The 22765-nt window shown below is 58.1% G+C and carries 18 protein-coding genes; 13 read left to right on the top strand and 5 right to left on the bottom strand.

Annotated features, from left to right (window positions below; genetic code table 11):
- The 3 genes from tssI to QMX91_RS10910 all read left to right on the top strand — a co-directional run.
- On the top strand, positions 1-1838 hold a 1838-nt coding region (gene tssI, locus QMX91_RS10920; protein ID WP_282412705.1), incomplete at its 5' end, for a type VI secretion system tip protein TssI/VgrG.
- Positions 1835-5107: a hypothetical protein gene (locus QMX91_RS10915; RefSeq protein WP_282412704.1), complete on the top strand. Its 3273-nt coding sequence runs from the start codon at positions 1835-1837 to the stop codon at positions 5105-5107. The genes tssI and QMX91_RS10915, both read left to right, overlap by 4 nt.
- 551 nt (positions 5108-5658) lie before the next feature.
- On the top strand, positions 5659-6330 hold the full coding sequence (locus tag QMX91_RS10910) for a hypothetical protein (RefSeq protein WP_134787553.1): 672 nt from the start codon (positions 5659-5661) through the stop codon (positions 6328-6330).
- A 9-nt stretch (positions 6331-6339) separates the two neighbouring features.
- Here the strand turns inward: QMX91_RS10910 and QMX91_RS10905 are convergent, their stop codons facing one another.
- Complete coding sequence (locus tag QMX91_RS10905; RefSeq protein WP_098967404.1) at positions 6340-7056, bottom strand: tellurite resistance TerB family protein; 717 nt, start codon at positions 7054-7056, stop codon at positions 6340-6342.
- A 178-nt stretch (positions 7057-7234) separates the two neighbouring features.
- Between QMX91_RS10905 and QMX91_RS10900 the strand changes: the two genes are divergently transcribed.
- The 8 genes from QMX91_RS10900 to QMX91_RS10865 all read left to right on the top strand — a co-directional run bounded on the left by QMX91_RS10900 (position 7235) and on the right by QMX91_RS10865 (position 17298).
- Entirely contained in the window at positions 7235-8149 is a 915-nt protein-coding gene (locus QMX91_RS10900) for a LysR family transcriptional regulator (protein WP_007967749.1), read from the top strand.
- Positions 8150-8279: 130 nt separating this feature from the next.
- On the top strand, positions 8280-9737 hold the full coding sequence (locus QMX91_RS10895; RefSeq protein WP_098967403.1) for a gamma-aminobutyraldehyde dehydrogenase: 1458 nt from the start codon (positions 8280-8282) through the stop codon (positions 9735-9737).
- A gap of 83 nt (positions 9738-9820) precedes the next feature.
- Entirely contained in the window at positions 9821-10972 is a 1152-nt protein-coding gene (gene ydcS / locus QMX91_RS10890) for a putative ABC transporter substrate-binding protein YdcS (RefSeq protein ID WP_096795797.1), read from the top strand.
- Between the two features lie 251 nt (positions 10973-11223).
- Entirely contained in the window at positions 11224-12261 is a 1038-nt protein-coding gene (locus QMX91_RS10885) for an ABC transporter ATP-binding protein (protein ID WP_098967401.1), read from the top strand.
- A 1-nt stretch (position 12262) separates the two neighbouring features.
- Complete coding sequence (locus QMX91_RS10880; protein WP_045122310.1) at positions 12263-13198, top strand: ABC transporter permease; 936 nt, start codon at positions 12263-12265, stop codon at positions 13196-13198.
- Positions 13188-13997: an ABC transporter permease gene (locus tag QMX91_RS10875; RefSeq protein WP_098967399.1), complete on the top strand. Its 810-nt coding sequence runs from the start codon at positions 13188-13190 to the stop codon at positions 13995-13997. Before QMX91_RS10880 ends, QMX91_RS10875 begins: the two co-directional genes overlap by 11 nt.
- A gap of 172 nt (positions 13998-14169) precedes the next feature.
- Positions 14170-15594, top strand: a complete 1425-nt coding sequence (locus tag QMX91_RS10870) for a gamma-aminobutyraldehyde dehydrogenase (protein ID WP_282412703.1) — start codon at positions 14170-14172, stop codon at positions 15592-15594.
- Positions 15595-15813: 219 nt separating this feature from the next.
- Entirely contained in the window at positions 15814-17298 is a 1485-nt protein-coding gene (locus QMX91_RS10865; RefSeq protein WP_282412702.1) for an amino acid permease, read from the top strand.
- Between the two features lie 75 nt (positions 17299-17373).
- Here QMX91_RS10865 and QMX91_RS10860 read toward each other — a convergent pair whose 3' ends face one another.
- Together QMX91_RS10860 and QMX91_RS10855 are read right to left on the bottom strand one after the other, a co-directional pair.
- Positions 17374-17775, bottom strand: coding sequence for a type II toxin-antitoxin system VapC family toxin (locus QMX91_RS10860; RefSeq protein ID WP_103306411.1), 402 nt, complete (start codon positions 17773-17775; stop codon positions 17374-17376).
- The gene (locus QMX91_RS10855; RefSeq protein WP_082341390.1) at positions 17775-18020 is read right to left on the bottom strand and encodes a type II toxin-antitoxin system PrlF family antitoxin; all 246 of its coding nucleotides are present in this window, start codon (positions 18018-18020) and stop codon (positions 17775-17777) included. The genes QMX91_RS10860 and QMX91_RS10855 overlap by 1 nt, the downstream gene beginning before the upstream one ends.
- A gap of 419 nt (positions 18021-18439) precedes the next feature.
- On the opposite strand from QMX91_RS10855, the gene QMX91_RS10850 reads away from it, so the two are divergent.
- Positions 18440-18952, top strand: coding sequence for a Bro-N domain-containing protein (locus QMX91_RS10850; RefSeq protein WP_282412701.1), 513 nt, complete (start codon positions 18440-18442; stop codon positions 18950-18952).
- A 49-nt stretch (positions 18953-19001) separates the two neighbouring features.
- On the opposite strand, the gene QMX91_RS10845 is transcribed toward QMX91_RS10850, so the two are convergent.
- A complete protein-coding gene (locus tag QMX91_RS10845; protein ID WP_003222012.1) occupies positions 19002-19187 on the bottom strand; it encodes a hypothetical protein in 186 nt (61 codons plus the stop codon).
- A gap of 392 nt (positions 19188-19579) precedes the next feature.
- Between QMX91_RS10845 and QMX91_RS10840 the strand changes: the two genes are divergently transcribed.
- Complete coding sequence (locus QMX91_RS10840) at positions 19580-21208, top strand: glucan biosynthesis protein D (protein ID WP_139053775.1); 1629 nt, start codon at positions 19580-19582, stop codon at positions 21206-21208.
- Positions 21209-21415: 207 nt separating this feature from the next.
- Here the strand turns inward: QMX91_RS10840 and QMX91_RS10835 are convergent, their stop codons facing one another.
- On the bottom strand, positions 21416-22522 hold the full coding sequence (locus tag QMX91_RS10835) for an NADH:flavin oxidoreductase/NADH oxidase (RefSeq protein WP_134785512.1): 1107 nt from the start codon (positions 22520-22522) through the stop codon (positions 21416-21418).
- Between the last annotated feature and the right edge of the window lie 243 nt (positions 22523-22765).

Genomic DNA, 22765 nt, shown 5'->3' with positions numbered 1-22765 from the left:
GCCTGACGCGCTACTCGGTGACCCTGCGCCCGCAATTGTCGTACCTGGCGCACCGCGTCAACCAACGGATCTTCCAGAACCTCACGGTGCCGAAAATCATCGGCATGGTTCTCGAAGAGCACGGCATTCAAAGCAACGCCTACGAATTCAAGACCGGTTCGATCTATCCCGAGCGCATCTACTGCGTGCAATACGATGAATCGGACCTGCATTTCATCCAGCGTCTGTGCGAGGAAGAAGGTATTCACTACCACTTCCAGCACAGCGCCACGGCGCACAAGCTGGTGTTCGGCGATGACCAGACGGTGTTCCCGAAACTCAAGCCTGTGGCCTACCAGCAAGACTCCGGCATGGTCGCCAGTAACCCGGTGATCAAGCGTTTCGACCTGCGCCTGGAAACCCGCACCAGCCGCACCACGCGCCGCGATTACGACTTCGAAAAACCACGCCTGACCCTGGAAAGCGAAAACCGTGGCGACGCCCTGCCCGACCTCGAAGACTACGACTACCCGGGCCGTTTCATCGACCGCGAGCGCGGCAAGCACCTGGCCAAACGCGCCCTCGAACGTCACCGCAGCGACTTCCAGCTCGCCGAAGGCAAGAGTGATCAGCCACTTCTGGTCAGCGGTCATTTCCTCGCCCTGACCGAGCACCCGAAAGCCAAATGGAATGACCTGTGGCTGCTGACCGAAGTCCTGCACGAAGGCAAGCAGCCGCAAGTGCTGGAAGAGTCGGTGACCAGCGACACCACTGCCCTCAAAGACGATTTCCATCAGGGCTATCGCAACCGCTTTCAGGCGACCCCGTGGGACGTGCCCAACCGTCCACCGCTGCGCCACCCGAAACCGCGCATCCTCGGCAGCCAGAGCGCCGTGGTGACCGGCCCCAAAGGTGAAGAGATTCACTGCGACGAGTACGGCCGGGTCAAAGTCCAGTTCCACTGGGACCGCGAAGGCCAGGCCGACGACAAGACCAGTTGCTGGCTGCGCGTCTCCAGCGCCTGGGCCGGCGCCCAGTACGGCGGCATCGCCATCCCGCGCATCGGCATGGAAGTGCTGGTGACCTTCCTTGAAGGCGACCCCGATCAACCGCTGATCAGCGGCTGCCTGTACCACAAGGAAAACACCGTCCCGTATGAGCTGCCGGCAAACAAGACCCGCAGCACCTTCAAGACCCTGAGCTCCATGGGCGGTGGCGGCTACAACGAACTGCGCATCGAAGACAAGAAAGGTCAGGAGCAGATCTACCTGCACGCCCAGCGCGACTGGGACGAGAACATCGAGCACGACCAGAAGATCCGCGTCGGCAACGAACGCCACGACACCGTCGAGCAAAACAGCTACACCGAATTCAAGGCAGAAGAACACCACACCGTCTACGCCGACCGCAAAGTCGAAGCCCGCGCCAACGACCACCTGACCGTGGGCGTGAACCAGCACATCAAGATCGGCACCGGCCAGTTCATTGATGCCGGTCAGGAGATTCATCTTGATAGTGGCACCAAAATCGTAATGGAAGCCGGTAGCGAACTGACCCTGATTGGCGGCGGCAGCTTCATCAAGATCGACGCCAGTGGCGTTACACTGAGCGGCCCGGTGATAGACATGAACTCCGGCGGCAGTCCAGTTAGCGGGACGGGAGCTGCAGCGGCACTGCCAGTGCCACCCAAGCCAGCAGATACCGCGCCGGTCGGACAACTCCTGGGCAACGCACCGCTAAATAAACCCGCCGCGAGAAATACCAGCGAAAAAGGTAAAGAGGCCCTCATCGTCGATGTGTGGGGCGATCCCGAATCAGGCAGCCAATTGCAATTGCTGGGGCCAGAGGACAAGGCATGAGTGAGTTCAAGGACAAGTCCATTAACGAAGGAACGCGTAAGAAGGTCGACTACGAGAATGATCAAAAATACCGGCTGGTGCTTAACGTAGAACGTATCGACGGCGGGCACCTGCAGATTCCCGTCATGGTGGACGCGAAAACCACTGAAGAACTGGACAGGTTCCAGAAAAATATTGTGCTTGCAGTCACACCTCTGGCCCGCCTGCCCGGCCACGACAAGCTCAATGAAACGCTGCAGGGCGGCGTGCCGCGGGTGGGTCGCGTCTATGTGTTCCAAAACAACAAGGTTTGGCGTGAACTCGTTACTGATGGTAAAGGGCAGTTGGCCGAAGTCGACCTGGTCCACTGGCGAAAAGTGGCGGATCAAAAAGGCAACGCCGATAAACGTGAGCCAGTAGGCGTCAATCAGCAGTTGATCCTGGTACCGATGATGCTCGACGGCCGCTTTTTGGGTCGACAATTCAGCATGGCTTTTAGTGAAGTTTCCTGGACGTGGGAATACATCACCTGGCTGGAAGAAGACCCGAGCCGAATAAGGGCCCGCAGCCAAAATATGGCCTCCGCCTGGGCAGCAACAGCGGGTGAGACGACGATCTGGAAACCCACATCAATTCACCCCGCGACACCGATCGCAAAACTGACCAAAGGCCTGCGTTCACGCGACTTCAGCATTGAAGCGGCTATGGAAGATCCTGCACAGTTCACGCCGGACTTCGCAGCCTTCAAACCCGATGCGCTAATCGTGAAGCTGCAAAAGCGCAAAGAAGAGCTCGCTCAAAAAATAAAACACGCGCCACCGCCGGCTCTACCGACCCTGGAGGCTGGAGAGGATTTGCTGACCCAAAACGGACTGCGTGGTTACCCGCATCTGATTGGGATGATTCTCGACGATCCGCTATACGAAGTGCGCCACGCGACGACGCAAATTCGCGAATGTGTTGATTATCTGCAGACTCTGAATGCTCTTGTTCCCCATCAGCAACATGGACAATATGCTCAGGTTTTGTACAGCACGCTCGAAGGGCCATTGGCCGACTTAAAAGACAAGGTCGATTTGCCCAAATTGCAGAGTGTCGTATTTGAAGAGGAGCGAAAAAAATGTCGAGAGCAATTGGCCGCAAGACTGGCTCGCCTTATTGAAATAACTGACAGAAAAGTGCACACAGTCCTTCTTGACTGGTGCTATAGAAATGATGAGGGCCTCTTAGAGCCTTACAGTTTAATGACCGAAATACTTGAGGCGCTCAATCAGTTACCTGATCGTTGCGATGCAATGTATACCGGTGAAGGATACAAAGAGATTACTACGTCCGCAAATCGCATTTGCGAGGCCATATTGAAAGGTGAGCACCCGCTTGGCTCACTGTTATTAGCAAAAAACCAGGAACAGCTTCCAGAGACGATAAAACGAATTATCAAACTTCGAAAAACAGCCCAAGCGCCCGACCCAGCATTGACCGGGCTGAGTACTTTGATCCTGACATCCACGTTGACCGGAGCAGTGGATCAGCCAAGTGCGGGGAAGGGTTTCGTTTATTTTCTCGCTGACTTATTCGATAACTTTGGCGCAAGTGTAGTCGCGCAAATTGGCCGACTATCTCAAAACGCCTCAAAAATTCAGCTTGATCGTATATTCACGCCCGCATTTTCTACACTCTCAGTGCTACTGCCAAAAGTAGCAACTATAAAACTGATGCAACAAGGCCAAGCGCTCGCACAGGATTATGTTGTTATTGGTGTACAAGGCGCTGGTTTGCGCGGTGGAATCACTGAAGTCGAACGTCAGGCACTAACCAGAAAAAGTTATCGCTATGCGACGTTGCATAATCAATCAGGTGGAATTTTAGGTAGCACAAGTCCACGAATCGGCGCCTCCTCACGACCAAGCCTGCGTAACTTAACCGTAATTGCAATACCCAAGGACCACCCGGACCTGGCAAGTTACAGCGCCTTTCGCGTACAAATGAGTTCAGCTACGCAAGCTTTAGAGAAAAACAAAACAATACCAACACTCATGGTTGCCTTTGCAACATATAATATTTGGGCACAGATAAAAGCCTATAAAGACCTCAACAGTAGTGATGAGACCCTTCGAGGAAGCGCAGGGATAGCCAGCGCAACACTGGATTTATCTGCAGCGCTGGGAAGCCACAGCAAGCTACTACTCGGTTCAACGATGGAGCAAAAGTTAACCAAGCCGCGATTTGACATAGCGAAAATCTCCACAAACTGGGCAAAGAATCTAAAAAACCAGACGGGCAGTTCAAAACTACCATTACTTCGTTCGGTAGGCGGTATCGCAACCCTTGGAGGTGCGGTACTGGGCGGATGGGACAGTTACCGATCCTTCAGTCAGGGCGATACTGATGCCGCCGCAGCGTATGGAGTTGTTGCAGTTGGCAGCGGCTTGTGGGGCGCTTATGGATTAGGTCTGGTTGTAAATCCATACATCTTGCTCGCTGGCGTGTTAATGACTATCGGCGGCACAATTGCTGCGAATATATTCACTGACAGCGATACTGAAATAATCGTAAAAAAAGGCCCTTTTGGGATTCAATTTGCCGAGGCAGGAATGTTGGACAGCCTCATTGGCAAGAGTGATATTTTTACCCATTTAAAAGACCAGAAAATAGCTTATCAGCAACTTCTGGGCATCATCGGGAGACCCCAGATATTTGTTGAGCGCTTATCGCAATGGCGCAAAAAGGCGCCAGCGGCTCATCGAATCGCATTACAAAACGCAGATAACAATCGGTCAAAAAAGCCTGACTCGGCACTGGAATGCGTGCTTCCTGAAAAGCAACTGCTGAATGACAATGACTGGGCTGTAGTTTTGAGCTCGCCTCTACTCGCAATGTTTGAAAATGATAAAAAGTTCCGATTGATCGTACAAGAATTCCAAAGCAAATTAGAGAAGTCTGGATTATTAGCGGTCAAACGGTATCACCGTGTACCGGCGACGAATCCAAAGATCTCTGCCTTACCACTCGATGCGACCAGTGTACTGTACATTCTGTCACCTAGCCTTCCCGTCGTGCACCTTAATCCACTGCAACGCTATAGCTTCGACATGACGGAGGGGCTTAAAATCAGCGCGCAATTTGAACTCAGCGTTAACGAAACAGAAGATATTTTAGTGCTGCCTCAACCTAGCCCAAAAAAATGGAAAGCATTTACTTCTAAAGATCGCCAAACACCTTCGGATAAAATTCCAGCCGAGGACGCACCAGCTTATTGGCAGATTGAGATAATCGAGTCTAAAGTATGATTACAGAAAGAGATACGACTTATACGATTGGAGCATATCGAAGCGATAGCAAAAAACCTTTGCCACCACCTCGCTGGCGGGAAGATGCAAACCGGACCGGAATGTTTAACACTCATCTCGCATTTGGCAATTACGCCAATTTAGAACCGGAGGTGGAAGTCAGCTCTCAACTTGAAGCGATCAGACTCTCTGACTCAGATAAAAAAATCGATAACGTTATAGAATCCTATTGCAGTCATGAACGCTGGAAGTTTCAGAACGCCAGCAAAGCCACCCATTTTTTCTTCGTACTTAAGCTCATCAGCTATTCGTTCATCTGGGCGCCTTGGGTTTTGGGGGTCTTTGGTTCTATAGGCACAGAGTTAGGATATGGCAACCCTGGCACCGCAGGAGGAGCGATCATTGGTATTTCAACTGCCATTTTGATGCTCTCCTCTCTCGTGTTATTCATGACGGGAAATAAATTTCTTCACCACATGCAAATATTGGGATTTGTAGCCGGTGCAATTGCTACCTATTGGATAAAAGACTCATTATTCAGTGCAAACTCTATGTGTATCGCCCTATGGGCGGGCGCCTTTCTGTATTTCGTAGCGTCCCTTGGTACCGACGCACTGCTGTGGATTCATAGCAAAATCAGCACACACGATGGCAGCGAATTCAATCGAACTGACGGCATGCTCAGGTTCAAAAGGCGTTTCCGAAAGTTATTCGTTGCCCCGTTTGAAGAGTTCGACCCAGTGCTTCAGCTGCTTCCTAATGGCTTCGGCTCCCATGACTATGCGCTGTGGTTAAATCACCGCTATACGGATAATAAAATTTGCTTGGCCACCAAGGTTCACTCGCTCGGGCTGGATCAGGCCAACGCACTCGCTTTCTGGGACTGCCTGCAGCGCTACATGGATGTAACGCAGCCATTGCCCGACTTGCCTGTGCTTGAGCAAAGCCGCCATCTTGATCCCGTAACTGCAGCCTACGATGTGAAAACAGGCCGCAACCCAAGACGATGGAGAGATCAGTCGGAAAAGGGATGGATCACAGGTGGTCTGAAGACTCTGTCCAAGCAGTTACATGAGTATCCATGGCAAAAGGAAGCTTGCATTGTCAAAGCGCGTATCGATCCATTGTTGACGATTGAGGCGTATTACCGCGCTCAAGAAGCGAAAGGCATCGTTGCTACTCCGAAGGCCGATGATTTTGATGATGTTCATCGGCCTGGATGAGGAACCAATTCACAACTGTCGCACCTGCTTCTCCAACTCCACCTTCAACCCCGGCTCCAGCTTCAACTGCTTCGCCAGTTCATCCAGGTAGCTCTTCTCCATAAAGCTCTCCTCGTCCACCAGCATCACACTGGCGATGTACATCTCCGCCGCCATCTCCGGCGTACTCGCAGCACGGGCGACGTCGGTGGGGTCGAGGGGTTTGTTAAGTTCGGCGTGCAGCCAGTGTTGCAGTTCCTGATCGTTGTCGAGTTTGGTGAACTCGCCCTCGATCAACTGGCGTTCGCGATCATCGATGTGGCCGTCAGCCTTGGCGGCGGCGACCAGTGCTTTGAGAATCGCCTGGCTGTGCTGCTCGGCTTGCGCCGGTGGCAGACGATCCAGGGTTTGCGGTTCGGTTTGTGGGGCGGTGCCTTTCTGGGCGTTCCAGTTGCCGTAAGCCTTATAGGCCAGCACACCAAGGGCAGCGAGGCCACCGTAGACCGCAACTTTGCCGCCGACCTTTCGCGCCTTTTTGCTGCCGAGCAGCAGGCCCATGGCCCCGGCCGCCAGAGCACCACCGCCTGCCCCCGAGAGCAGGCCGCCCAGCGCACCGGAGCCTGAAGACCCACCCAGCAAACCGCCCAGCCCGCCAGCCGCGGGTTTGTTCTGCGCGCCACCGGCCTTGTTCTGCAAAAGATCCTGGCCAGACTTGAGTAGTTGATCGAGCAATCCACGGGTGTTCATATTCCGCCTCCAAAACAGGGGTTATCCGGATCTATCAGGCCCTCAGCCTAGTTCGAAAGTGCCCCGGCCCTGCCCGCAAGTGTGCTTCCAGATGTTGCTCAGCAGGCGCAGGCCCTTCGCGAAAATAGATATACACTCAGGCCAATCTATAAAAACCGCCCACCGGGTACCCCCCCTCATGATGACCCTGCGTCAGATCCGTCACTTCATCGCGGTGGCCGAGACCGGCTCGATTTCCGCCGCCGCGCAAACCGCGTTTATTTCCCAATCGACCCTGACCCTCGCCATTCAGCAACTGGAAGAGGAAATCGGCGTCAGCCTGTTCAGCCGCCACGCCAAAGGCATGACGCTGACGCATCAGGGTCATCAATTCCTACGCCAGGCGCACCTGATTCTGGCCACGGTGGACAACGCCAAGCGCAGCCTGCAACAGAGCACCGATCAGGTCGCCGGTCAGTTGATCGTCGGCGTAACCAGCCTGGTCGCCGGTTATTACCTCGCCGATCTGCTCACCCGGTTCCAGCGTGCCTATCCCAACGTCGAGATCCGGGTGATGGAAGACGAGCGGCCGTACATCGAGCATTTGCTGGTCAGCGGCGAAATCGATGTCGGCGTGCTGATCCTGTCCAACCTCGAAGACCGCCACGCCCTGCAGACCGAAGTGCTGACCCACTCGCCGCACCGTCTGTGGCTGCCGGCCCAACATCCGCTGCTGGAACACGACAGCATCAACCTCGCCGACGTCGCTCGCGAGCCGCTGATTCAACTGAACGTCGACGAGATGGATCGCAATGCCCAGCGCTTGTGGCGCGGCGCCGGGCTGCAACCGAAGATCACTCTCAGAACCGCATCCACCGAGGCGGTGCGAAGTCTGGTGGCGGCAGGTCTGGGCGTATCGATTCAACCGGACATGACTTACCGCCCGTGGTCACTGGAGGGCGACATCATCGAAGCGCGGCCGATTGCCGACCTCAACCAGACCCTCGATGTCGGTCTGGCCTGGCGCCGTGGGACCGCGCGCCCTGCCCTGGTTGATCCATTTCTGACCGTAGCCCGCGAGCAGCCGCACGGCGGACGCAAGCCATCTATTTAATCGAATGCCACCTTCAGTATTTAGAATTTGTCGACCTCGGAGCCGCGCACTAGTCTTGCTGCATCTATAAGACGGTCGGCTCCCGGGCACGGGAGCCACAATGACCACACAAGAAAAGAGATCGCGGAAAATGGCTGGCGTGCAGACCCCGATGTGTACCGCGTTGTTGATCGACGGCGAACTGGTCGCCGGGCAGGGTTTTGTCGAACCGATCCTCAACCCGGCCAGCGGTGAAATCCTCACCCACATCGCCGAGGCCAGCACCGAGCAGGTCGAAACCGCGATCCTCGCCGCCCACCGTGCCTTTGCCGAATGGTCACGCACCACGCCGCAACAACGTTCCAGTCTGCTGCTGGACATCGCCAACGCCGTCGAAAAACACGCCGATTACCTCGCTCGCCTCGAAGCGCTGAACTGCGGCAAGCCGCTGCACTTGGCGCGGCAGGACGATCTGACCGCCACCGTCGACGTGTTCCGCTTCTTCGCTGGTGCCGTGCGCTGCCAGACCGGTCAGCTCAGTGGCGAGTACCTGCCGGGTTACACCAGCATGGTGCGTCGCGATCCGATTGGCGTGGTGGCGTCGATTGCGCCGTGGAACTACCCGATCATGATGGCCGCGTGGAAAATCGCCCCGGCCCTCGCCGCCGGCAATACGCTGGTGTTCAAGCCGTCGGAACACACACCGCTGTCGATCCTCGCACTGGCGCCAGCACTCGCCGAGATCCTGCCGCGCGGGGTGATCAACATCATCTGCGGCGGTGGCGAAGGCGTCGGTAGCCATCTGGTCGGTCACGCCAAGGTGCGCATGGTCTCGCTGACCGGCGATATCGTCACCGGGCAGAAGATTCTCCAGGCTGCAGCGAAAACCCTCAAACGCACACACCTGGAACTCGGCGGCAAGGCCCCGGTGATCGTCTGCAACGACGCGGATATTCAAGCGGTGGTCGATGGCGTGCGCACTTACGGTTACTACAACGCCGGGCAGGACTGCACAGCCGCGTGCCGGATCTACGCGCAAACAGGCATTCACGACAAATTGGTCGCCGAGCTCGGCGCAGCGGTCAGCAGCCTGCGCTTCGCCGGCAAGCGCGATGCCGACAACGAGATCGGCCCGCTGATCAGCACCCGCCAGCGCGACCGCGTCGCCAGTTTCGTCGAACGCGCCCTCGGCCAGCCGCACATCGAGCGGGTGACCGGCGCGGCGGTGCATTCCGGCGCCGGGTTCTTCTACCAGCCGACGTTGCTGGCCGGTTGCAAACAGACTGATGAAATCGTCCAGCGCGAAGTGTTCGGCCCGGTGGTCACCGTGACCCGATTCGACGAACTCGCGCAAGCCGTGGACTGGGCCAACGACTCCGAATACGGCCTCGCCTCGTCGGTGTGGACGCAGAATCTGGACAAGGCAATGCAGGTCGCCGCCCGCTTGCAGTACGGCTGCACCTGGATCAATAGCCATTTCATGCTGGTCAGCGAAATGCCCCACGGCGGGCTGAAACGTTCGGGTTACGGCAAAGACTTATCCAGTGACTCGCTGCAGGACTACAGCGTGGTGCGGCACATCATGGCCCGCCACGGCCAGCATCTCTGACTACGCTAATAACAAGCCGCCAACGGCATGCTTCACCGCGTTCACAACTGCCCCGACCATAATTTAAAGAAGAGGGTTCAACCATGTTCGTGCACAAGACCGCACTGCTCAGTGCAATCACCACAGCCCTGCTGGCCAGCGCCAGCCTGCAAGCGGCCGAGCCGCTGAAGGCGGTCGGCGCCGGCGAGGGTCAGCTGGATATCGTGGCCTGGCCGGGCTACATCGAACGTGGCGAGAGCGACAAGGCCTACGACTGGGTGAGCGGTTTCGAGAAGGAAACCGGCTGCAAGGTCAACGTCAAGACCGCCGCGACCTCCGACGAGATGGTCAGCCTGATGGCCAAGGGTGGTTACGATCTGGTCACCGCTTCGGGCGATGCCTCGTTGCGCCTGATCGTCGGCAAGCGCGTGCAACCGATCAACACCGCGTTGATCCCGAACTGGAAAACCCTCGACCCACGGCTGAAAGATGCGCCGTGGTACGTAGTCAACAACCAGACCTACGGCACCCCGTATCAGTGGGGCCCGAACGTGCTGATGTACAACACCAACGTGTTCAAGACGCCGCCGACCAGCTGGAACGTACTGTTCGACGCGCAGAATTTCCCCGACGGCAAACCGAACAAGGGCCGCGTGCAGGCTTATGACGGCCCGATCTACATCGCCGACGCGGCGCTGTACCTGAAGACCGCCAAACCTGAGCTGGGGATCAAGGATCCGTATCAACTCACCGAAGCGCAGTACAAGGCTGTGCTTGATCTGTTGCGGGCGCAGCAGCCATTGATTCACCGCTACTGGCACGACACTACGGTACAAATGAGCGACTTCAAGAACGAAGGTGTTGTCGCGTCGAGCGCCTGGCCGTATCAGGTCAACGGCCTGATCAACGAGAAACAGCCGATCGCCTCGACCATCCCGAAAGAAGGCGCTACCGGTTGGGCCGACACCACCATGCTGCACGCCGAAGCCAAGCATCCGAACTGCGCGTACAAGTGGATGGACTGGTCGTTGCAGCCGAAAGTCCAGGGTGACGTGGCGGCGTGGTTTGGTTCGCTGCCAGCAGTGCCGGCGGCGTGCAAGGAGAGCGAACTGCTCGGCGCCGAGGGCTGCAAGACCAATGGCTTCGACCAGTTCGACAAGATCGCCTTCTGGAAAACCCCGCAGGCCGAGGGCGGCAAGTTCGTGCCTTATAGCCGCTGGACTCAGGATTACATTGCGATCATGGGCGGCAGGTAAGCCCGAGAGCAACTTGGTCTAACTCCCTTTCCCCTCTCCCCCCTGGGGGAGAGGGCTGGGGTGAGGGGGTGGCTTTTGGCTTTGCTCTTGATTGAAGGGCGACGGCCAATGAGGCCACCCTCACCCCCCGCCCTCTCCCGGAGGGAGAGGGAGCTAAAAGCGGATCGCATTCACCGTTAGATGTTTCAGTTTTTTCAGAAGTCCAGGCGAGGACCGCTGCGACAGCCCACGCCTTTTTGGAGCACCGCACCATGACGCTTGCAGTCCAGTTCACCAACGTTTCCCGGCAGTTCGGCGAAGTGAAAGCCGTTGACCGGGTTTCCATCGACATCCAGGACGGCGAGTTCTTTTCCATGCTCGGCCCTTCCGGCTCGGGCAAGACCACCTGCCTGCGCCTGATCGCCGGTTTCGAACAACCGAGCGCCGGCTCGATCCGCATTCACGGCGCCGAAGCGGCCGGTCTGCCGCCGTATCAACGTGATGTGAACACCGTCTTCCAGGACTACGCGCTGTTCCCGCACATGAACGTGCTGGACAACGTCGCCTATGGCTTGAAGGTCAAAGGCGTGAGCAAAACCGAGCGCCACAAGCGCGCCGAAGAGGCGTTGGCCATGGTCGCCCTCGGCGGTTATGGCGCGCGCAAACCGGTGCAGTTGTCCGGCGGTCAGCGCCAGCGTGTCGCCCTCGCCCGCGCCTTGGTCAATCGCCCGCGCGTGCTGTTGCTTGATGAACCGTTGGGCGCGCTCGACCTGAAACTGCGCGAGCAGATGCAGAGTGAACTGAAGAAGCTGCAACGCCAGCTCGGCATCACTTTCATCTTCGTCACTCACGACCAGACCGAGGCGCTGTCGATGTCCGATCGCGTCGCTGTATTCAACAAGGGCCGCATCGAACAGGTCGACACCCCGCGCAATCTGTACATGAAACCGACCACCACATTCGTGGCTGAATTCGTCGGCACCTCGAACGTGATTCGCGGCGATCTGGCGCGCCAGCTCAGCGGCCATCCGCAGCCGTTTTCGATTCGCCCCGAGCACGTGCGTTTTGCCGAAGGGCCGCTCGCCAGCCATGAAATCGAAGTCAGCGGTCTGCTCCACGACATCCAGTATCAGGGCAGCGCCACGCGCTATGAACTGACGCTGGAAAACGGCCAGACCCTGAGCATCAGCCACGCCAACAATCAGTGGATCGACAGCAGCGCGCAGCACCAGACCGGCCAACGCCTGAGCGCACGCTGGGCGCGGGAAGCGATGATCCCGCTGCATGACACCGTCGCGAGCGGGGTCTGAAATGAGCACGCTCGCAATGACCCAGGCACCGCCGTTGCGGCGGTTTTCCAACCTGCTCTATCGCAAGCCGAATCTTTATCTGTCGCTGCTGCTGGTGCCGCCGTTGCTGTGGTTCGGCGCGATCTACCTCGGCTCGTTGCTGGTGCTGTTGTGGCAGGGGTTCTACACCTTTGACGACTTCACCATGGCGGTCACCCCTGACCTCACGCTGGCGAATTTTGCCGCGCTGTTCCAGCCGTCGAACTTCGACATCATCCTGCGCACGCTGAGCATGGCCATCGTCGTGTCGATCGCCAGCGCCATCGTCGCGTTCCCGATTGCCTACTACATGGCGCGCTACACCACGGGCAAGACCAAGGCGTTTTTCTACATCGCGGTGATGATGCCGATGTGGGCCAGTTACATCGTCAAGGCCTACGCCTGGACGTTGCTGCTGGCCAAGGGCGGTGTCGCGCAGTGGTTCGTCCAGCATCTGGGGCTGGAACCGGTGTTGCAGTTCATTCTGGGGATTCCCGGGGTGGGCGGCAGCACCTTGTCGACCTCGCACCTGGGACGGTTCATGGTGTTCGTCTACATCTGGCTGCCATTCATGATCCTGCCGATTCAGGCGTCGCTGGAGCGTCTGCCGCCATCGCTGTTGCAGGCTTCCGCCGACCTTGGCGCCAAGCCGCGTCAGACCTTCATGCAGGTGATTCTGCCGCTGTCGATTCCGGGAATTGCTGCCGGTTCGATCTTCACTTTTTCCCTGACCCTGGGCGACTTCATCGTGCCGCAATTGGTCGGGCCGCCGGGTTACTTCGTCGGCAGCATGGTCTACGCGCAGCAAGGTGCGATCGGCAACATGCCGATGGCCGCAGCGTTCACGTTGGTGCCGATTGTGCTGATCGCGGTTTACCTGTCCATCGTCAAACGTCTGGGGGCCTTCGATGCACTCTGAGCGCGCTTCACTGGGCCTGCGCATTGCCGCCTGGGGCGGGTTGGTGTTTCTGCACTTCCCGATCCTGATCATCTTTCTTTACGCCTTCAACACCGAGGAAGCGGCGTTCAGCTTTCCGCCGAAGGGCTTCACCCTGCACTGGTTCAGCGTGGCGTTTTCGCGGCCGGATGTGCTGGAGGCGATCAAGCTCTCGCTGCAGATTGCCGCCATCGCCACGTTGATCGCGATGGTGCTAGGTACGCTGGCTTCGGCAGCGTTGTACCGCCGCGATTTCTTCGGCAAGCAGGGCATTTCGCTGATGCTGATTTTGCCGATCGCCCTGCCGGGGATCATCACCGGGATCGCGCTGCTGGCGACGTTCAAGACACTGGGGATCGAGCCGGGGATGTTCACCATCATCGTTGGTCACGCGACGTTCTGCGTGGTGATCGTCTACAACAACGTCATCGCCCGTCTGCGGCGTACTTCGCACAGTTTGATCGAAGCCTCGATGGATCTGGGTGCCGATGGTTGGCAGACCTTCCGCTACATCATCCTGCCGAACCTCGGCTCGGCGCTGTTGGCCGGCGGCATGCTCGCCTTTGCGCTGTCGTTCGACGAAATCATCGTCACCACGTTCACCGCCGGGCATGAGCGCACGTTGCCGTTGTGGCTGCTCAACCAGCTCAGCCGCCCACGGGATGTGCCGGTGACCAACGTCGTCGCCATGCTGGTGATGATGGTGACCATGCTGCCGATTCTCGGCGCGTATTACCTGACCCGGGGTGGCGAGAGTGTCGCGGGCAGTGGCGAGAAATAACCGAATAACTGAAGAAACTGGATCGAAATGTGGGAGCGGGCTTGCTCGCGAAGAGGCAATCAAATTCAGCATTGATGTCGGCTGACCCACCGCTTTCGCGAGCAAGCCCGCTCCCACAATGGAACCCGGTTTCTTCAGAAAAATAACAATTGCTTCGAAGAGGACAACAGACATGCAAACCAGACTCTTGATCAACGGCCACCTGGTCAACGGCGAAGGCCCGGCCCAACCGGTGCTCAACCCGGCGCTCGGCAGCATACTGGTGGAGATCAACGAAGCCTCCGAGGCCCAGGTCGATGCCGCCGTGCGCGCCGCCGATAACGCGTTCGCCGAATGGTCGCAAACCACGCCGAAAGACCGTTCGCTGCTGCTGCTCAAACTCGCCGACGCCATCGAAGCTCATGGCGAGGAACTGGCGAAACTCGAATCCGACAACTGCGGCAAACCCTACAGCGCTGCACTGAACGACGAGATCCCGGCGATTGCCGACGTGTTCCGTTTCTTCGCTGGCGCCAGCCGTTGCATGAGCGGTTCGGCCGGTGGCGAATACCTGCCCGGCCATACTTCGATGATCCGCCGCGACCCGGTGGGCGTAATTGCCTCCATCGCGCCGTGGAACTACCCGTTGATGATGGTCGCCTGGAAAATCGCCCCGGCCCTCGCTGCCGGTAATACCGTGGTGCTCAAGCCGTCGGAACAAACCCCGCTGACCGCGTTGCGTCTGGCCGAACTGGCGTCGGAAATCTTCCCGGCCGGTGTACTCAATTTGGTATTCGGTCGCGGTCCTAGCGTCGGCAGCCCGTTGGTCACGCATCCTAAAGTGCGCATGGTCTCGCTGACTGGCTCCATCGCCACTGGCTCGAACATCATTTCCAGCACCGCCGACAGCGTCAAACGCCTGCACATGGAACTGGGTGGCAAGGCGCCGGTGATCATCTTCGACGACGCCGACATCGATGCCGCCGTCGAAGGCATCCGCACCTTCGGTTTCTACAACGCCGGGCAGGACTGCACCGCCGCGTGCCGGATCTATGCGCAGCAAGGCATCTACGACAAGTTTGTCGAGAAGCTCGGCGCGGCGGTGAGCAGCATCAAGTACGGCTTGCAGGATGATCCGTCGACCGAACTGGGGCCATTGATCACCGCGCAGCATCGCGACCGCGTCGCCGCGTTCGTCGAACGCGCCGTGGCGCAGTCGCACATTCGCTTGATCACCGGCGGCAAGGCTGTGGAAGGCAACGGTTTCTTCTTCGAACCGACGGTGCTGGCCGACGCGCAGCAGGATGACGAGATCGTCCGCCGTGAAGTGTTCGGGCCGGTGGTGTCGGTAACCAAGTTCACCGATGAAGCGCAGGCGCTGGAGTGGGCCAACGATTCCGACTACGGCCTCGCCTCCTCGGTGTGGACGGCGGATGTCGGACGCGCCCATCGCTTGTCGGCGCGGTTGCAGTACGGCTGCACCTGGGTCAACACACACTTCATGCTCGTCAGCGAAATGCCCCATGGCGGTCAGAAATTGTCCGGCTACGGCAAGGACATGTCCATGTACGGGCTGGAGGACTACACCACGGTTCGGCATGTGATGTTCAAGCACTAAGCCTTTAAAAGCTTCGCGAGCAAGCCCGCTCCCACAGGGGGACGCATTCCAAGGTGGGAGCGGGCTTGCTCGCGAAGGCGTCACCTCGGTTTCAGGAAGAAAACCGGCATTACGCACCACCAGGATTCCAAAACAATAACTACCGACCCGGGCGGCGCCGCTAAGCCCCGCCACGGCTTCGGCCATCCGAAATCTGCCGATTTCCCGGAGCAAACACCCATGAATGCCTCACCCGAATTCTCGGCCGCCGTTGCCGACAGCGATGCCGAACAACTGCGCAAACTCGGCTACACCTCGAACTTCAACCGCAGCATGAGCCTGTGGGAAAACTTCGCTTTAGGGTTCACCTATCTGTCACCGGTCGTGGGGGTTTATACCCTGTTCGGCCTGTGCCTCGCGGCCGGCGGGCCACCGATGTTCTGGGCCTATCTACTGGTCGGTTGCGGCCAGTTGCTGGTGTGCCTGATCTTCGGCGAAGTGGTCTCGCAGTTCCCGATTTCCGGCGGCGTTTATCCATGGGCGCGACGTCTGGTCGGCAAAAAATGGGCGTGGATGGTCGGCTGGATCTACTCCATCGCCCTGTGCGTGACCATCGCGGCGGTGGCCGTCGGTGCCGGCCCGTATCTGGCGGCGATGCTCGGGTTTGAGCCGAGCAACAACACCAACATCGTCATCGCGCTGGTGCTGACCTTGTTCGCCACGCTGGTCAATCTGAGCGGCACCAAAGTGCTGGCGCGTATCGCCATGTTCGGCTTCCTCTGCGAACTGGTCGGCGCGGTAATCGTCGGCGTGTACCTGCTGATCTTCGAGCGTCACCAGCCTCTGAGCGTGCTGTTCAACACCTTCGACATCCGCGTCGACGGCTCGTACCTGCCGGCGTTCCTCACCGCTTCGCTGGCCGGGATGTTCCTCTACTACGGCTTCGAGGCCTGCGGCGACGTTGCCGAAGAAACTCCGAACCCCAGCGCAAAAATCCCGGTGGCCATGCGCATGACCATCTACATCGGCGGCGTCGCGGCGATGTTCGCCTGCCTGGCGCTGATCCTCGCCGTGCCGGACATGCAAGCGGTGATCAACGGCACCGACAAGGACCCGGTCACCACCATCCTCAACAACGCCTTCGGCCCGATCGGCTCGAAAGTAGTGATGGGCGTGGTAATGATTTCCTTCATCTCCTGCGTCATCAGCCTGCAGGCTGCGGCGAGTCGTCTGCTGTACTCCTACGCTCGCGACGAAATGGTGATCGGCAGCCGACTGCTGAAAAAGATTTCTCCTACAACCCAGGTGCCAGTTGCCGCACTGTTCGTGTCCGGCGTCCTGCCCGCCCTGATCATCGCCCTCGGCTTCTTCCTGCAAGACGCCGTGGCCACCATCGTCAGCTTCGCCGCCATCGGCATCTACCTCGCGTTCCAGATGATCGTGCTGGCCGCTTTGTACGCGCGAATGAAAGGCTGGAAACCCAGCGGCAAATTCACCCTCGGCGCGTGGGGCTGGCCAGTGAACATCGGCGCGCTGGTGTATGGCGTCGGCGCAATCATCAACATGGCCTGGCCGCGTACGCCGGATGCGGCTTGGTATGTGAACTATGCGATGGTGCTTAGCACTGCGATCGTGATTGGTTTGGGGCTGATTTACATGTGGATTGGCAAGCCGTATGACCATGGCAAGGCGCCGGCTGGGGATGCGTGGAAGGTGAGTCGATAAAGCAGAATCGCCCCGGTAGATTCATTGTTACCGGGGCGATTTGCGAGACCGCACGTCGTGTAGCAATCCATAAGCTCAGGACGGCGTTATCAATTCGACTGAAGGGAAATAATTGCGGTAACGCTTGGAGTCTCTTGTCAACAAGGGCAATTTTTTAACGGCCGCATGTGCTCCGATGAAAAAATCCGCCAGAACATTATGCTTTCCACCGCCAACCTTCCGATACTTCACGAAGGCCTTACCAGCTAAAAACAGTGCGGGTCTGGGAATGTCCTGCATGACCAATCCCAGTTGATTCACTACTCCGTCCAATGCCTCAAACGTCGAAAATGTCTGTGATAGCTCTGCATAAACTATCGGATTGATAGCTAACTCATGGATCAGTGATTGAGCACGAAGTTGCTGAATCGACCAATCGGCCCAGACCGGATCGTCTTCGAGCACATCAATCAACACATTCGTATCGACCAGCACCATCAATCATCCCCTCGGAGCAAGGCCATTAAATCATCGGTTCGCCATTTGATATCGGCTTTGCCCCTTACGGCATCAAATCGATCAGGAGCTCGCGCTTTTCCCGATTCGCGCTTAGCACTATGCAGAACCACTTCGCCATGATCGTTGACGCTGAACTCAATGGCCGAGCCCGGCGTAAGATGCAAAGCATCACGAATTGGCTTGGGAATTGTGACTTGCCCCTTGCTGGTCATGGTCGTCGACATGTCATACCCCTAAAGTATTACTCAATGGAACAACGTATTACTTGATCGAGATATCCGCAACCGCCGCTTATCGCAGGATTATTTTTACCGTATTGCAGGCCTCGACCTCTTAGCCCTGATGGCACCCATGCAGTTCATTCCGTGGACCCAAATAGATAAAGGAAAAACTAAGGCTTGGGCGGTCGGTTGCTGCTGACACTACAAAATCAGGCATTTCCTACAGATACTGCCTTCAGAAATAAGCCCGCTTTCCTACAGAAGGTATCGATAGAGCCGACTTGGCGTCTTGGGTGGCTAGCCGATAGGCTTTCTCTCGGCGGCGAAATCAGCGGCCCGGTGTCGGAGCCGGAGTAAATATCAAAACGGCGTGACCGCACTCATTTGAGTGGCGGCTCTATTCTCAACATTGGAGTCGACAAATGCCTAACCACGTCCAAAATCTTTCTGAAAGTTCTGACTTCTTCACCCCCACAATCTTCACCCGCCACAACCGCTTCCTCCACGCCTTCATGCAAGACCACGAAGCCTGGTTCTGCGTGCAAGATCTCGGTCGCTTGATGGGTTACCCCCTGAACGAACGCCTCACCCTGAAACTCGATCCCGACCAGCGTCGCCATGTCCTCCTGCGTCGGGACGGCGAAATCATCGATTGCGCGATGGTCAGCGAGTCCGGCCTGTTCGCCCTGCTCGTCCATCACTTCGTCCCGGAAAACCGACACCTGCGCCAATGGCTGAGCCATGAAGTCATCCCGATGCTGCGCGAAACTCAATCAAGCCCTGTGGAAAACCACCCGAGCTTGAGCTCAATGCATTGGGCAGGCGTTACCGTACCGCTGCTGCACTGGCAACAGCAGGCGTGGGTCAAATGGCGGGATGTGCCGGAGTTGATGCGCGGCCAGCGGCCGTATCCAGTCCTGGGAACGTGTAGCTGATCCAAATAAAAAAGGGCGGACCTTTCAGTCCGCCCCTTTTTATTTCCACTCAAAACCGCGAAACACTGCGCATCGCATCCACCAGATACCGCATCGCTATCCGGTCACTCTCCGACAACTCGCGATAACGCTCCACCAGCTTCAGCTCTTCAGAACTCAAACGACGCCTTCTACGGCCGCTGCCGAGGCAGGGGAAGATGCCGAGCATTTCGGCGATACCTTGTATTTTTGCCATGGACGATGTCCTTCAATACTTCAAAGAATTGCTAAACCACCACATCGCCCTGCCCCTTACAGCAGCGCCGTGTGCCCTACCGGTCAACACCGGTCATGCCCATAGAATAGAAATTAAATCGGCGCTGAAAAGCGGTTTTTAGAGTAATTAGTCGAAAAAAGCAGATATGCCGCATAAATCAGAACGCCCTGTCAGATTTTTAACCGACATGTCTTGTTTCATTGACACTCTGTCACTGTGAATCAACGAATTTTGCTCGGCGAGCGAACCGTTTAAGCTAGCCGGCATCTGTTTATAGTCCGTTGCGTTTGGCCGAAGGCTTGTCCGAACCGTAATTAATGATCCAGCACGTGCCAGGAACGGCGCGGGATTGCTCACGACAGGTTGTATTTATGCACCGCAGGAATTTGCTCAAAGCGTCGATGGCCATTGCGGCTTACACCGGTCTCTCGGCTTCCGGCCTGCTGGCCGCCCGTGCCTGGGCAGCCAATGGTGGCGCCGCCGATGGCGAGGCCCAGGCTTTCGACTTCGAAGCGCTCAAGCGCCAGGCCAAGCAACTGGCCGGCTCGGCTTATCAGGACAGCAAACAGGTGCTGCCGCCAACGCTGGCGACCATGACCCCGCAGAATTTCAACGCGATTCGCTACGACGGCGATCATTCGCTGTGGAAAGAAAACAAGGGTCAGCTGGACGTGCAGTTCTTCCACGTCGGTATGGGTTTCCGTCAACCGGTGCGCATGTACAGCGTCGATCCGAAGACCCGCACCGCCCGCGAAGTGCATTTCCGCCCGACGCTGTTCAATTACGAGAACACCTCAGTCGACACCCAGCAGCTCAAGGGCGACTTGGGGTTTGCCGGCTTCAAGCTGTTCAAGGCGCCGGAGCTGGATCGCCATGACGTGGTGTCGTTCCTCGGCGCCAGTTATTTCCGCGCGGTGGATGCGACTGGCCAATATGGCCTCTCCGCTCGCGGCCTGGCCGTCGACACCTACGCGAAAAAGCGCGAAGAATTCCCGGACTTCACTAAATTCTGGTTCGAGACCCCGGATCAGAACGCCACGCGTTTTGTGGTCTATGCGCTGCTCGACTCGCCGAGCGCCACCGGTGCCTACCGCTTCGACATCGATTGCCAGGCCGAGCGCGTGGTGATGGAGATCGACGCCCACATCAACGCGCGTACCGCCATCGAACAACTGGGCATCGCACCGATGACCAGCATGTTCAGCTGCGGCACCCACGAACGCCGCATGTGCGACACCATCCACCCGCAGATTCACGACTCCGATCGCCTGGCGATGTGGCGTGGCAATGGCGAGTGGATCTGCCGCCCGCTGAACAACCCGGCGACCCTGCAGTTCAACGCGTTCGCCGACACCGATCCGAAGGGCTTCGGTCTGGTGCAGACCGACCACGAGTTCGCCAACTATCAGGACACCGTTGACTGGTACAGCAAACGCCCGAGCCTGTGGGTCGAGCCTACAACCGCGTGGGGCGAAGGCTCCATCGATCTGCTGGAAATTCCTACCACCGGCGAAACGCTCGATAACATCGTCGCGTTCTGGACGCCGAAGAAGCCAGTGGCCGCCGGCGACTCGCTGAACTATGGCTACAAGCTCTACTGGAGCGCCCTGCCACCGGTCGGCACGCCGCTGGCGCGGGTGCATGCGACCCGGTCGGGTATGGGTGGCTTCGTCGAAGGCTGGGCACCGGGCGAGCATTACCCGCCGGTCTGGGCCCGTCGTTTTGCCGTGGACTTCACCGGTGGCGGTCTCGATCGCCTGCCGCAGGGCACCGGGATCGAACCGGTGGTCACCTGCTCCAACGGCAAGGTGCAGGACTTCAGCGTGCTGGTGCTCGATGACATCAAGGGTTACCGGATCCTGTTCGACTGGTACCCGACCAGCGACAGCGTCGACCCGGTGGAACTGCGCCTGTTCATCCGCACCAATGACCGCACATTGAGCGAAACCTGGCTGTACCAGTACTTCCCGCCGGCGCCGGACAAGCGTAAATACCCTTGAGGGTTATGTAGCGCCTGACCTGGCCTCTTCGCGAGCTGGCTCACTCCTACAGGGGGATCTATCGTTCACAAAATGAGTGTTCGACGCAGATCAACTGTAGGAGTGAGCCTGCTCGCGATAGCGTTCGACCAGGCAGCGCAACGACAACCAGACAAAACAAAGCCCCGGCCATCACTGACCGGGGCTTTTTGCTTTACCGCAACCGACTCAATCGCGCAAGTCAGACTCGTGAATCGGCTGATCACGATGGGTCGCGCGCTGATACTGCGCAGGCCATACCGCTTTGCGCCCACCCAGATCATCGTCGGCATGCAGCGGCCAGTACGGGTCCCGCAGCAGTTCTCGGGCGAGGAAGATGATGTCGGCCTGACAGGTGCGCAGAATGTGCTCGGCCTGCGCCGGCTCGGTAATCATGCCGACGGTGCCGGTGGCGATGCCTGACTCCTTGCGTACCCGTTCGGCGAAACGCGTCTGATAACCCGGCCCCACGGGAATCTCGGCGTTGGCGGCGGTACCACCGGAAGAGACGTCGATCAGATCCGCTCCCAGTGCCTTGAGGCGGCGCGCCAGCTCCACGGTTTCATCCGGGTTCCAGCCGTCTTCGACCCAGTCGGTGGCCGAAACCCGGACAAACACCGGCAACTCTTGTGGCCAGACCTCGCGCACGGCCTCGGTGACTTGCAACACCAGCCGAATACGGTTTTCGAACGAACCACCGTATTGATCGCGGCGCTGATTGCTCAATGGCGACAGAAACTGATGCAGCAGATAACCGTGGGCGGCATGCACTTCGACCACGCTGAAACCTGCGGTCAACGCACGTTTGGCCGCAGCGACGAAGGCCTGGATGACTTCGGCGATTTGCCCTTCATCCAGCTGTTTCGGTTGCGTGTGCTGCGGGTCGAAGGCAATCGGCGACGGCCCGACCGGGGTCCAGCCGCCATCCTCCGGCTTGACGCTACCGTGTTTGCCGATCCATGGCCGATGGGTGCTGGCCTTGCGCCCGGCATGGGCCAGTTGAATGCCAGCAACCGCACCCTGAGCCGTGATGAAACGGGTGATGCGTTGCAGCGGTTCGATCTGTTCGTCGTTCCACAAACCGAGGTCTTCAGCGGTGATTCGCCCGTCGGCGGTGACCGCCGTGGCCTCGGTAAAAATCAGGCCGGCACCACCCACCGCACGGCTGCCCAGGTGCACCAGATGCCAGTCGTTGGCCAGACCGTCGACGCTGGAATACTGGCACATCGGCGACACGGCGATGCGGTTGGGCAGGGTCAGTTGGCGAAGGGTAAAGGGTTCGAGCAGCAGACTCATGGGGCACCTCTCAAATCAGTGGGCAGGCTCCAGGGTTCTGTTTGAAAAGTCGACGAGTGACAGGAAAAAGGTGCAGCACCCGCCCCCGCGGGCAAAACATTCGACAAGACGTCACAAGGCCAATCAAGCAGTGCTTAGAGCCTAGTCGACAACCGGGGATGAGGGAGGGTTCAGAGTAATTCTGTGTGTGAAAGAACGCCTTCGCGAGCAAGCCCGCTCCCACAATGGCAACACTGTACCTGT

The sequence above is a fragment of the Pseudomonas sp. PS01299 genome (genome assembly GCF_029960145.1).
GTDB lineage: Bacteria > Pseudomonadota > Gammaproteobacteria > Pseudomonadales > Pseudomonadaceae > Aquipseudomonas > Aquipseudomonas putida_A.
Note: the sequence above shows the minus strand (reverse complement) of the source record. Positions and strands in the feature narration are given on the sequence as shown.

Excerpts from the sequence above, each read along its gene's own strand:
- QMX91_RS10910 (WP_134787553.1), top strand. The coding sequence starts at position 5,659 with ATGTGTATCGCCCTATGGGCGGGCGCCTTTCTGTATTTCGTAGCGTCC.
- QMX91_RS10895 (WP_098967403.1), top strand. The coding sequence starts at position 8,280 with ATGGCTGGCGTGCAGACCCCGATGTGTACCGCGTTGTTGATCGACGGC.
- QMX91_RS10855 (WP_082341390.1), bottom strand. The coding sequence starts at position 18,020 with ATGTCGACGACCATGACCAGCAAGGGGCAAGTCACAATTCCCAAGCCA.
- QMX91_RS10880 (WP_045122310.1), top strand. The coding sequence starts at position 12,263 with ATGAGCACGCTCGCAATGACCCAGGCACCGCCGTTGCGGCGGTTTTCC.
- QMX91_RS10840 (WP_139053775.1), top strand. The coding sequence starts at position 19,580 with ATGCACCGCAGGAATTTGCTCAAAGCGTCGATGGCCATTGCGGCTTAC.
- QMX91_RS10915 (WP_282412704.1), top strand. The coding sequence starts at position 1,835 with ATGAGTGAGTTCAAGGACAAGTCCATTAACGAAGGAACGCGTAAGAAG.
- QMX91_RS10905 (WP_098967404.1), bottom strand. The coding sequence starts at position 7,056 with ATGAACACCCGTGGATTGCTCGATCAACTACTCAAGTCTGGCCAGGAT.
- QMX91_RS10900 (WP_007967749.1), top strand. The coding sequence starts at position 7,235 with ATGATGACCCTGCGTCAGATCCGTCACTTCATCGCGGTGGCCGAGACC.
- QMX91_RS10835 (WP_134785512.1), bottom strand. The coding sequence starts at position 22,522 with ATGAGTCTGCTGCTCGAACCCTTTACCCTTCGCCAACTGACCCTGCCC.
- QMX91_RS10860 (WP_103306411.1), bottom strand. The coding sequence starts at position 17,775 with ATGGTGCTGGTCGATACGAATGTGTTGATTGATGTGCTCGAAGACGAT.
- QMX91_RS10865 (WP_282412702.1), top strand. The coding sequence starts at position 15,814 with ATGAATGCCTCACCCGAATTCTCGGCCGCCGTTGCCGACAGCGATGCC.
- ydcS (WP_096795797.1), top strand. The coding sequence starts at position 9,821 with ATGTTCGTGCACAAGACCGCACTGCTCAGTGCAATCACCACAGCCCTG.
- QMX91_RS10845 (WP_003222012.1), bottom strand. The coding sequence starts at position 19,187 with ATGGCAAAAATACAAGGTATCGCCGAAATGCTCGGCATCTTCCCCTGC.
- QMX91_RS10875 (WP_098967399.1), top strand. The coding sequence starts at position 13,188 with ATGCACTCTGAGCGCGCTTCACTGGGCCTGCGCATTGCCGCCTGGGGC.
- QMX91_RS10870 (WP_282412703.1), top strand. The coding sequence starts at position 14,170 with ATGCAAACCAGACTCTTGATCAACGGCCACCTGGTCAACGGCGAAGGC.
- QMX91_RS10850 (WP_282412701.1), top strand. The coding sequence starts at position 18,440 with ATGCCTAACCACGTCCAAAATCTTTCTGAAAGTTCTGACTTCTTCACC.
- QMX91_RS10885 (WP_098967401.1), top strand. The coding sequence starts at position 11,224 with ATGACGCTTGCAGTCCAGTTCACCAACGTTTCCCGGCAGTTCGGCGAA.